The sequence below is a fragment of the Segeticoccus rhizosphaerae genome (assembly GCF_009192725.1).
Taxonomy (GTDB): domain Bacteria; phylum Actinomycetota; class Actinomycetes; order Actinomycetales; family Dermatophilaceae; genus Segeticoccus; species Segeticoccus rhizosphaerae.
In genome coordinates this window covers 1-10,870 of record NZ_VOHR01000111.1, presented here as the reverse complement: position 1 = coordinate 10,870, position 10,870 = coordinate 1, and the positions used below count along the sequence as shown (strand labels likewise).

Here is a 10,870-nt window from a genome sequence, read left to right as displayed (position 1 = left end):
GCGCGCTCGGCCACGTCGCGGTCGACCAGCTCCCGGTAGAGCCCGCGCAGCCGCGTCGACACCGGTCGCGGCCCGTCGCCGATCGCGCGGCCGTCCACCTCGCGCACCGGGACCAGGCCGGCGAAGGTCCCCGTGACGAAGGCCTCGTCCGCGCCATACACCTGCGTGGTGCTGAAGTTGCGCTCGAACGTGGGTATGCCGGCCTCCCGGGCCACGCGCAGCACGTTGCCACGCGTGATCCCTCCCAGGCAGTAGTCACCGGTCGAGGTCCAGAGCTCACCGTCCCGGACGATGAAGAAGTGGGTGGAGTTGCAGGTGGCGACGAAGCCGTGCGGGTCGAGCATGAGCGCCTCATCCGCGCCGGCCTTGTAGGCCTGGATGCAGGCGGTGATGTCGTTCAGCTTGCTGTGCGAGTTGAGCCGTGGGTCGAGGATGTCCGGTCCGGGGCGGCGCACGTGGACGGTGAACAACCGAATCCCCTTCTGCGCCACCGCAGGCAACGGCTCCTTGTATTCCGGAAGGATCACGATCGTCGCCGGCCCGATGGTCACCCGGGGGTCCTGGTATGGCGTGGCCTTCAGTCCGCGCGTGACCATCAGCCGCACGTGCACCCCCTCGGTCATCCCGTTGGCGTCCAGCGTCTCGTGGATCGCCCGGGTCAGCTCCTCCCGGGTCATCCCCACGTCGAGGTCGATCGCTGCCGCGCCCTCGTAGAGCCGGTCGAGGTGCTGGTCGAGGAAGGCGACCTGGCCCCGGTGGACCCGCAGCCCCTCCCAGACCCCGTCGCCCAGGACGAAGCCACCGTCGAGGACCGACACAGTCGCCTCCGGTCGTCGCTTGAGCTCGCCGCGGACGTAGATGAGCACCTGCTCGTTGCGGGGGTCCTCCGCGAAGTCGTGCGTCCCGTGCACCTGGTCGGTCATCGCTGTTCCCGTCTCATCGGAGTGCGCTCAAGAGTCATCGCTGTGCCTCGCTCCCGGGCCACGTCCCCTGCCTGCGACGCTTCGAGGACGCGTGACCAGCGTCCAGTCAGCCGCCACTGTGTTGGAGCTCCCACGCCGCGACGAGCGCGTCCTCGATCGCGCCCGGGTCGCCGCCGTCCAGGTCGGCGACGACCATCATGTGCTTGGCGAAGCGCGCCGGGAGGCTGAAGGTCCCGGGGAACTGTCGCAGCACGGCATCGCGGTAGTCGAACTCCGCGCGGATCGCGAGGAGCGTGTCGTCGAGCTGCCGCGCCACCACCCGTCCGTGGTACCTCCATTGAGCCAGCCCCGCCGAGGTGGTCCGCCGGACCCCGTCGAGCGTGTCCGCCACGTGGTCGACCTCGCTGATCCGCACGCCAGCAGTCCTACCAGAGAACCCGGCTGCCTCGGGCTCTCCGCCGGCGATCCGCCGTTCCCTCAGCCGACGCGGACCACGACTCGGCGACGGGCGCGGCCCGTCGCCTGACGGGACCAGCCGTCCGCAGCGTCCGCCCAGTCGACCACCTCGTGACCGACCGTGAGGCCCTCGTCGGCGGCCAGCGCGAGCAGCGCGGACAGTGCCTCGCGCCGCTGCTCGGTGGTCAGGGCGTTGTTCGTGTAGCCGAGGACCGATGCGGTCCGGCTGCGAAGCGACGCCGAGTCGAACTCGGCCGTGGGACCGGCAGAGCTGCCGAGGTTGACCAGGCGGCCGCGGCCGGCCAGCACGCGCCCGGCCGCCGTCGCCGGCACTCCGCAGAGCGGGTCGATGACGAGGTCGATCTGTCCTTCGCAGGCCTGCTCGAGCCTGGCAGCGAGCCCGGGCACGTCGTCGTCCGCGGTGAGGGCGACGGCGGCGTGCGCGCCATAGGACAGGGCGAGGTCTCGGGAGTCCTGCGCACGTGCCGCGGCCACGACCCGCCCCGCTCCCCGCAGCAGGGCGACCTGCACCGCGACCTGACCGACGACTCCTCCCGCGCCGAGCACCAGGACGGTCTCACCGGGCCGCAGCGCACCGCGCCACGTCACCGCCATCCACGCGGCGACCCCGGACAGGCCGAGGGCCGCGACCAGCTCGTCGTCAACGCCCTCGGGCAACGGGACGAGGTCGGCCTCCGGAGCGACGGCCCGTTCGGCGAGGCTGCCGTCGCCGGGTGCCATGCCGGCCGACGTGGGGAACCAGACCCGGGTCCCGGCAGGCACGGTGTCGGACTCGAGCACGGTGCCCACGCCCTGCACGCCCGGGACATAGGGCAGCGCCGGCGCGCCGAAGTAGGAACGGCCGGTCGCGCAGAGGATGTCGAGCGGGGTGATCGGCACCGCGCTCGTGGCGATCAGCGCGTGGCCGGCCGAGCGTGGGGGCGGTGCGGCCTCGGTGAGCCGCGGCGGCTCGCCGTGCCCGGTGACCTGGGCGGCGCGCATCAGGTGCTGATGTCGGGGTAGGGGAGCGAGTGGTGGGCCAGCCGGGCGGCATACTCCAGCTGGAAGCCGAGCGGCTCGTCGTGGTCACGCTCGAACATCGCGATGAACAGCGTCAGGGTGAGGAAGGGGTGCGCGCCGAGTTCGAACAGGGTCGGGTAGTCGTGCGTCGAAAGCGCTTGTCGCTCCTGCTCGTTGAACGCCTGCCCGGTGCTGGCCTCGAAGGTCGCACAGCCCAGCAGGCGGTTGGCGAGGTGCTCCTCCCACCAGGCCACCGTGCCGGCCGGGTCGTCGCGGTAGCGCTCGACGAGCTCGGGGTCGCGGTCGACCGTGAAGAGGAACTTGTCGAGGAGGTATTTGCTCATCGCGGTGCTCCCGTCGGATACCAGGTGAAGTAGGCCTCCATCGTGTGGAACAGGTCGAGGCTGTCCACGTAGTCGGCGGGGACGTGCTCGCCGGCCACCCCCATCATCAGCATGAAGTCCATGAAGCCGTGCGTGGCGTTGCCCGGCGCGTGCAGGCTGTCGAGGGTCACCTGGGCGAGACAGCCCTCGATGTCACCGCTCGAGATCCATTGCACCGCCTTGCGATCGAAGTCGGGGTCCGGCCCATGCGGCCCGAACTGGCGGGGTCCGCCGAGTTCGAGGGAGAGGTGACCGGTCCCGATGATGGCGACGCGCAGACCCGACGGCCAGCTCTCGACGAGCCGCCGGATCGTCCGGCCCAGTTCGACGAAGCGGGACGGCTGCGGCAACGGCGGGGCGAAGATGTTGGTGTAGATCGGCACGATCGGCAGGTCGGCCTCTGGTCGCAGCGTGATGATCGGGCAGGTGATCGAGTGGTCCACCCGCAGCTCGTTGCTGAAGGCGAGGTCGAAGCCGGCGTCGATCCCGTTGCGCAGCAAGTGGGTCGAGAGGTCGAGGTCGCCGGCCAGACGCATCTTCGGCAGGCCGAACTCGCGCTCCTCGTTGTACCAGTTGGCGTCGTAGAAGGGTGCCTTGCCGACGAGGAACTGCGGCATGTTGTCGAGCCAGAACTGGTGGAAGTGGTCGCTCCCGACCATCACCAGGACATCGGGGGAGGCGCGGGTCAGTGTCTCGCGGAACCGTTCGATCTTGGCGACCCACTCGTCGGCGAACGGCGGCCGGTCATCCCCGGTGGCCCGGCTCGCGCGGTAGTAGAACGGGTGGTGGGTCGAGGCGATGACGGCAACGACGTCGGCCATGGTGCGAAACCTCCTCGTCCGATCGTGTCACCGGACGCTGTCGTCCGGTGCCTGGTATCGCGCGTGGCGGTCGACGGACAGGTAGACGTCCATGCCGATTCCGTCGCGCTGTTCCTCGGCGAGCTGGCCGAGCAGGCCTGCGGTGCGGGCGAGCAGGGCAACCCCTCGCAGCATCCCGAGCGGGATGTCGATGTCGGCGAGCGCGGCCCCGCACACACCGGCGCCGTTGAGCGGCAGGTGCCGCCCGAGGATCGGTTCGTGGACCCGGCCGATCGCCTCGAAGAGGCGCAGGTGCGGACCGTGGGTGTCGGACTCGTCGGCGAGCTGGATCAGCCGTGGGGTCCGCGGGTCCTCCACCTTGTGGACCGGGTGGCCGAGCCCGGGCACGTAGCGCCCCTGCTCGCGTGTCTCGCGCACGGCGACCTCGCCCAGCGCGTCCCATCCGGCGGCGTCCTCGAGCGACTCAGGGACCAGATCCGTATGCCGCGACAGGGCTTTTGCAAGAAACTGGCCACAGTCCTCGGTCACTCCGAGGAAGCGGGATCCGCCGCCCAGCAGGCCGGCGGCGACGGCGCCCTGCAGCGAGTCGGGAGCCGACAGCAGCGTGAGCCGTGCCGCGATCGCGGTCGGGGTGAACCCGTGGTCGGCGAGCGCGACCAGCACGGCCTCGAAGACCCGGACCTGGCCGGGCGTCGGCTGACGCTGGGTGAGCAGTCGGTACGCGAGCTCACCGAAGCCGACCGTGCCCATGAGGTCTCTCGCGAGGTCCTGGCCGAGCAGCGAGATCGTGGTGGGGGTCGAGACGCCGAGTGACGTCGGGTACTCGGGCAGTTGGGGTGTTGCGGTCATCGGGTGCCTCCGTCGTGGTGCTCGTCGCCGCCGGTCCCGGTCAGCCACGCGCGGATCTCGGCACCGTGTTCGTCGAGCTCCGGGGGTGGCAGCAGGTAGCGGGCGGGGGTCTCCGAGAAGCGCAGTGGGTTGCGGATCGACGGCACGGCCCCCTCACCGTCACCCACGAGCACGACGGGGTCGAGGCCGATGCCCTGCGCGAACTCGACGCCCTCGGCGACCGTGTTGATCGGGCCGCACGCGACTCCGGCCGCGGTGAGGTCGCGGAACCACTCGGCGCGCGTTCGGGTGGCGAGCCGTTCGACGAGCAGCGGACGCAGCTCCTCGCGCCGCGCGGTGCGGTCCTGGTTGTGCGCGAACCGGGGGTCGTCGGCGAGCTCGGGGACGCCCAGCGCGGTGCACAACTTCACGAACTGGCCGTCGTTGCCTGCCGTGACGATCAGCTCGCCGTCCGCGGTCGGGAGCGGCTCGTAGGGGAACAGGCTGGGGTGCGCGTTGCCCATGCGGGTGGGGACGACGCCCCCCGCGGCCCAGGCGCTGGTCTGGTTGACCATGCCCGACAGGGCGGTCGAGAGCAGGTTCACCTCGATGTGCTGGCCGGTGCCGGAGACGTGGCGGTGCTCGAGCGCGGCGAGCACACCGATGGTGGCTTGCATCCCGGACATCACGTCGAAGACCGAGATGCCGGCCCGGTAGGGCGAGCCGTCCGCGTCACCGGTGAGGCTCATCAGGCCGGAGATGGCCTGGACGATCAGGTCGTAGCCGGGCAGCGCCGCACCGCCGGTGGAGCCGAAGCCGCTGATCGAGGCGTAGACGACACCAGGGTTGTCCGCCGCCACGCTTTCGTAGTCGAGTCCGAACTTGCGCAGTCCGCCGGGCTTGAAGTTCTCCAGCACGACGTCGGCGCGGGCCGCGAGCTCCCGGGCCGCGGCGAGATCGTCGGCGTCGGTGAAGTCGAGGGCGATGGACCGCTTGTTGCGGTTGATCGCCAGGTAGTAGGTCGACCGGTCGCCGCGCACCGGTGGCACCCATGTCCGGGTGTCGTCCCCGCCCGGGCTCTCCACCTTGACGACGTCCGCCCCGAGGTCGCCCAGCAACATGCTCGCGTAGGGGCCGGCCAGGATCCGGGAGAAGTCGGCGACGAGCAACCCGGCGAGCGGCCCGTCCGGCGCCGCCCCGGTCTCGTTCGCCTGCGCCGCCACCTGTTCGCCTCCACGTCGTCCGCATCGCGGACGACTGTCCGCACTTGTCGAGTTTCGTCCGACGTCGCGTCGGTGTCAAGGGAGCGGAGTGGTGCGGGGTGGGCACACCGAAGGTCAGGCCGGGTGCCGTTCCGTGGGGCTGACGCGCAGCGGCAGTTCGTCGCGGAGGGCGAAGTCGGCGCTGATCTCGCTCGCCGTGCGCAGCAGCGCCGGAAGGTGCTGGCCGAGCAGGGTGTCCATCGAGGTCTCGGCGGCGTGAACCGTCACGTTCATTGCCGCGACCACCCGGCCGCTGCCGCCCCGCAGTGGCACCGCGACCGAGCGGATGCCGCGGGCGAGCTGCTCGTCGGTGGCCGCCCACCCCTTGGCCCGGACGTCGCGCAGCAGGGCATCCAGCTCCTCGCGGGTCGGGGCGATCCGGGGTTCGATGCCCGATCGGCCGGGCTCGGCCAGGACGCGCCCGAGCTCGGCCGGGTCCAGGTCCGCCAAGAGCACCTTGCCCAATGAGGTTGACACAGCGGGGAATCGAGTCCCGATGTGCACGGCGAGGGTGATGAGTTTGGGCACCGGCGTGCGTGCGACATACACGATGTCCGAGCCGTCGAGCTGGGCGATCGAGCTCGACTCGTGGGTCTCTGCGACGAGGCTCTCCATGTGTGGTCGGGCGACGTCCCAGAGCCCGACGGACTGGACGTAGCTCAGGCCGAGCTCGAGGACCCTCGGGGTGAGCGAGAAGCGCCCGTCCGCCGCGCGCACGTAGCCGAGGGCCTGCAAGGTGCCGAGGATCCGCCGTGCGGTCGGCCGGGCCAGGCCGGTGGTGGCGGCGACGTCGCTGAGGGCCATCGCGGGGCGCTCCGGCCGGAAGGCCTTGATGACGTCGAAGCCCCGCGCGATCGACTCGATGAAGTCCGGATTGGCGTCACGGCCTGCCATGCGGCACCTCCTGCGCGGGGTGAGTCGGGAACGGAACCGCGGTCGACCCTACTGTCCGCGCGACCTCTTGACAGACTGGAGCGCCCGTCGGATCCTGTCTCCATCGGAGAGTGACCGTCATACGGACAATCGTCCGCCATTCTCCGCAGAATGGGAAGGCAGCCATGACAGCGCCTGGCCACACGGCATTCGAGAACGGTCGTCCGGTGGTGCTGCGGGGTGGCACCGTCCTCACGATGGATGCGACCCGGACGGTCCTGCCCCAGGCTGACGTCCTCGTGGTGGGCAACACCATCGCGGAAGTCGGCCCGGCGCTGGCGGTGCCCGACGGGACGGTCGAGATCGACGCGACCGGCGGCATCGTCATGCCGGGCATGATCGACACGCACCGCCACATGTGGCAGACGGCCATGCGCGGCTACGGCGCCGACTGGACGCTCACGCAGTACTTCGTCTGGTACTACCTCGAGCACGGCAAGACGTTCCGTCCCGAGGACGTGCACGCGGGCAACCTGCTCTCCGCCGTGGAGGCGCTCGACGCGGGAGTGACCACGACGGTCGACTGGTCGCACGGACTGCAGACGATCGACCACGCCGATGCGGCGGTGGACGCGCTGGAGGCCGTGCCCGGGCGGTTCGTGCTGGCCTACGGCAACATCCAGGCCGGCCCGTGGGAGTGGGCGACGGCCCCGGAGTTCAAGCGGTTCTACGAGCGGCGCTTCCACGGCTCCGACCTGCTCGGCTTCCAGATGGCCTTCGACGTGACCGGCGACCCGGAGTTCCCCGAGCGGGCCGCGTTCGAGGTCGCGCGCGGGTTGGACGTGCCGGTGACCACGCACGCCGGTGTCTGGGGCGCCACCAATGACGACGGCATCCGGCTGATGCACGAGCACGGCTTCATGGCTCCGAGCACGATCTACGTCCACGCGGCCACGCTCAACCACGACTCGTACAACCGGATCGCGGCCACCGGCGGGCACGTCTCGCTCGCGTCGGAGAGCGAGGAGACCTGCGGCCAGGGCTACCCGCCCAGCTGGGCCCTGCGGGCACACGACATCAACGTCTCGCTGTCGATGGACACGAGCGTGTGGATGAGCGGCGACCTGTTCTCGGCGATGCGCGCCACCCTCGGCGCCGATCGAGCACGGGAGCACCTCGAGGCGCACCAGTCCGGGGAGACCATCACCCAGTTGCACCTGCGCTCGGACCAGGTCGTCGAGTGGGCGACCCGCGGTGGCGCCGAGGCGCTCGGGATGGGCGACCGGCTGGGCTCGATCGAGGCCGGCCGGCTCGCCGACGTGGTGCTGCTCAAGAACGACGCGTCACCCGCAATGTTCCCGATCCTCAACCCCTTCGGCCACGTGGCCTACCAGGCGCAGCGCGGAGACGTGCACACCGTGATCGTCGACGGACGGGTCATCAAGCACGACCACCAACTGCTCGGGATCGATCTGTCCGCCGTGCGCCGCGAGGTCGACGCGACCGTCGAGCACCTGCGCTCCGAGCTCGGCGAAGAGGCTTGGCAGCACGGGATGAACCCCGACATCCCCGAGACCAAGATCCTCGACAACCCGTACACCTACACCGATTTCGCCAGTTCGGCGACGCACGACTCCGCGGCCGGCAAGACCGAGTGAGCCGCGCGGCGTCGCCCGTCGCCCGGAGGTCACCATGCCCACACGTCATACCCCTGTGCTCATCGTCGGGGGGAGCCTCGTCGGGCTGTCCCTGTCCGCGCTGCTCGCGCAACACGAGGTGCCGCACCTGCTCGTGGAGAGCCACGCCGGCACCGCGATCCATCCCCGCGCGGCGTCGTTCCACCAGCGGACGATGGAGGTGTTTCGGGGGCTCGGCATCCAGGAGGCCGTGGAGGCCGCGGCCGCCAGGGAGTTCGTGCAAAACGGTGCGATCGTCGCGGTGGAGAGCCTCGGTGGCAAGCAGCTCGCGACGTTCTTCGCCAACTTCAACGCCGGGGTCGAGGACCTCAGCCCGACGGCACGGCTGTTCATCACCCAGGTGGGACTGGAGCCGGTGCTGCGCGACCGGGCCGTCGAGCTCGGCGCCGAACACCTCTTCCACACCGAGCTCGTCTCGCTGACGCCGCACGCCGACCACGTCGCCGCCGCGCTCCGGCCCCGTGACGGGGGTGAGCCGTTCGAGGTCACTGCCGACTACGTCGTGGCGGCTGACGGTGCGCACAGCGGGATCCGCGAGCAGCTCGGCCTCCCGATGACCGGCCACGGCGACTTTGCCGACTGCGTGACGATCTACTTCCGCGCCGACCTGCGCGAGCTGATCGGCGACCGCAACCTCAGCGTCGTCTACGTGAACCATCCCGATCTGCTGGGCTTCTTCCGCTTCTCGCTGGATGCGCAGTCGGGGTTCCTCGCCGTCTTCGCGACGTTCGACGCCGACGGGGCGCGCGACAGCAACCCCTCGCACGACCTGCAGACCGACCGGTGTCTTGAGCTCGTGCGCACGGCACTCGGCGGCGGCGACGACCTGCCCGTCGAGGTGGAGAGCGTGCAGTACTGGTCGGCGGGCGCGGCCACGGCGCAGTCGCTCCGGAGCGGACGGGTGCTGCTCGCCGGCGACGCGGGACACGTCATGCCGCCGACGGGCGGTTTCGGGGGCAACACGGGGGTCGCCGACGCCCACAACCTCGCCTGGAAGCTCGCCCTCGTGCATCGCGGGATCGCCGGTCCAGAGCTGCTCGACACCTATGACGCGGAACGTCGTCCGATCGCCGAGCTGACCGTCGAACAGGCATACACGCGCTACGTGTTGCGGGTCGACCCCTCGTTGCCGCAGGACGACCTGCAGCCCCAGCTCGACGACCCGTCCATCGAGCTCGGCGGGCTGCACCGGTCGAGCGCCGTGTCGGGTGACGACGTCGTGGAGCCACCGCTCCAGGACCCGCGCGAGGCGCGCTGGAGCGTGGGTGCGCGAGCACCACACCACTGGGTCGACGAGGCAAGGACGGTGTCCACCCTCGACCTGACTGCGGGTGGCTTCGCGCTGCTGCTGCCGGAGGGCTTCGAGACCAGCCGCGTGGCGGCCGAGTCCTTCGCCGCACAGATCGGCCTGCCGGTCACGGTCCACCCGCTCGCTGCGGACTCCGCGATCGGCGCTCCCGGAGCCGTGCTGATCCGGCCCGACGGGGTGGTCGCTTGGACCTCCAGCTCCCCGTCGGCCGCCGCCGACGAGATCGCGCACACCTTCGAGCGACTGCTCTGCCGGTCCGAGACCGAGGCCGTGCCGGTCTAGCCCGCGGCGGAACGCACGTCACGCTGGCACTGGCCGCGCCAAGAGTCGCGACACGCCGGTTTTCGGCGCGCTCGAGCGAGTAGTGCCAGCGCGACTTGCGAAATTCCACCCCGTGCGGTGCCTTCCGCCGGGCGACTGGTCAAGCCGCGCTGGCAAAGGGGAGCTCAAGGCCCTGTATGCCGGGTCGCCGGCGATGTTTGCCAGCGCGGCTTGACGCGCGGGGGAGCCGTCGCAAATCCGCCTGTTCCATACCAATGAGAGAAGGACCCCCGAAAAGCGTGGGGGTCCTTCTCTCATTGGTGCGCGAGGGGGGATTTGAACCCCCACGCCCTCTCGGACACTGGCACCTGAAGCCAGCGCGTCTGCCATTCCGCCACTCGCGCGCGCTCCCATAGTGTGCTGCACGACCCCCTCGGAGCACAAACCGGGGTCGCGCCTCGACCGTCGGTCCAGCCCCGCCCGTTACCATCGAGCGACGAGCAGCGCCGCCGCCAACCCGGGCGCGGGAACCACCACGCCTCGCGGGGCGTCAGGCAAGCGTCAAACAGAGCGACCGGCCAAGACCAAGGAGGGAGGCCGACATGGGTGTGTTCGATCGCGTCGAACAGCGGATCGAGCGAGCGGTCAACGGGGTCTTCGCGCGAGCCTTCAAGTCCGAGGTGCAGCCGGTCGAGATCGCCTCCGCGGTGCGGCGGGCCATGGACGACCGCGCCGCCGTCCTCGGCCGGGGCCGCACCATCGTGCCCAACCTGTTCACCGTCGAGCTGTCCGAGACCGACTACGAGCACCTCACCGCCTACGCCGACGAGCTGACCGACGAGCTGGTGGCCTCCGCCCAGGAGCACGCCGAGACCCAGCGCTACACCCCTGGTGGCCCCGTGCACGTCCACTTCGAGTGCAACGAGGAGCTGGAGACGGGGGTCTTCCAGCTGCGCCCGTCCACGGCCCGCGCCGCCCGGCGCCAGCAGCACGCCCCGCGCCCGCAGCACCAGCCGCACGAGCCGCAGCAGCCGGAC

Annotated in this window: 11 protein-coding genes and 1 tRNA gene; 3 read left to right on the top strand and 9 right to left on the bottom strand. The window is 70.8% G+C overall.

The genetic code is table 11. The features are described 5' to 3' along the window. The 8 genes from FRW57_RS10805 to FRW57_RS10770 all read right to left on the bottom strand — a co-directional run. Window positions 1–923: aminotransferase class IV (locus FRW57_RS10805; protein ID WP_152185988.1), on the bottom strand; the 923-nt coding region annotated here is incomplete at its 3' end. Window positions 924–1,029: 106 nt separating this feature from the next. After that, a complete protein-coding gene (locus FRW57_RS10800; protein WP_152185987.1) occupies window positions 1,030–1,338 on the bottom strand; it encodes a hypothetical protein in 309 nt (102 codons plus the stop codon). A 62-nt stretch (window positions 1,339–1,400) separates the two neighbouring features. Then, on the bottom strand, window positions 1,401–2,381 hold the full coding sequence (locus tag FRW57_RS10795; protein ID WP_137122829.1) for a zinc-binding dehydrogenase: 981 nt from the start codon (window positions 2,379–2,381) through the stop codon (window positions 1,401–1,403). Further along, window positions 2,381–2,743, bottom strand: coding sequence for a hypothetical protein (locus FRW57_RS10790; RefSeq protein WP_137122830.1), 363 nt, complete (start codon window positions 2,741–2,743; stop codon window positions 2,381–2,383). Before FRW57_RS10790 ends, FRW57_RS10795 begins: the two co-directional genes overlap by 1 nt. Further along, the gene (locus tag FRW57_RS10785; protein ID WP_137122831.1) at window positions 2,740–3,603 is read right to left on the bottom strand and encodes a DODA-type extradiol aromatic ring-opening family dioxygenase; all 864 of its coding nucleotides are present in this window, start codon (window positions 3,601–3,603) and stop codon (window positions 2,740–2,742) included. Before FRW57_RS10785 ends, FRW57_RS10790 begins: the two co-directional genes overlap by 4 nt. Window positions 3,604–3,630: 27 nt before the next feature. Further along, window positions 3,631–4,452, bottom strand: coding sequence for a citryl-CoA lyase (locus tag FRW57_RS10780; protein WP_137122832.1), 822 nt, complete (start codon window positions 4,450–4,452; stop codon window positions 3,631–3,633). Further along, on the bottom strand, window positions 4,449–5,654 hold the full coding sequence (locus tag FRW57_RS10775; RefSeq protein ID WP_137122833.1) for a CaiB/BaiF CoA transferase family protein: 1,206 nt from the start codon (window positions 5,652–5,654) through the stop codon (window positions 4,449–4,451). The genes FRW57_RS10780 and FRW57_RS10775 overlap by 4 nt, the downstream gene beginning before the upstream one ends. A 114-nt stretch (window positions 5,655–5,768) precedes the next feature. Further along, window positions 5,769–6,587: an IclR family transcriptional regulator domain-containing protein gene (locus tag FRW57_RS10770; RefSeq protein ID WP_137122834.1), complete on the bottom strand. Its 819-nt coding sequence runs from the start codon at window positions 6,585–6,587 to the stop codon at window positions 5,769–5,771. Window positions 6,588–6,751: 164 nt separating this feature from the next. On the opposite strand from FRW57_RS10770, the gene FRW57_RS10765 reads away from it, so the two are divergent. Both FRW57_RS10765 and FRW57_RS10760 read left to right on the top strand, forming a co-directional pair. Then, window positions 6,752–8,224, top strand: a complete 1,473-nt coding sequence (locus FRW57_RS10765) for an amidohydrolase family protein (RefSeq protein ID WP_152185986.1) — start codon at window positions 6,752–6,754, stop codon at window positions 8,222–8,224. 34 nt (window positions 8,225–8,258) lie between these two features. Then, window positions 8,259–9,854 carry an FAD-dependent monooxygenase gene (locus FRW57_RS10760; protein WP_152185985.1) on the top strand — a complete coding sequence of 532 codons (1,596 nt, stop codon included), beginning with the start codon at window positions 8,259–8,261 and terminating at the stop codon, window positions 9,852–9,854. Between the two features lie 297 nt (window positions 9,855–10,151). Here FRW57_RS10760 and FRW57_RS10755 read toward each other — a convergent pair. After that, a tRNA-Leu gene (locus tag FRW57_RS10755) sits at window positions 10,152–10,237 on the bottom strand. A gap of 198 nt (window positions 10,238–10,435) precedes the next feature. On the opposite strand from FRW57_RS10755, the gene FRW57_RS10750 reads away from it, so the two are divergent. Next, a partial coding sequence (locus FRW57_RS10750) for a DUF3662 domain-containing protein (RefSeq protein WP_152185984.1) occupies window positions 10,436–10,870 on the top strand: 435 nt, incomplete at its 3' end.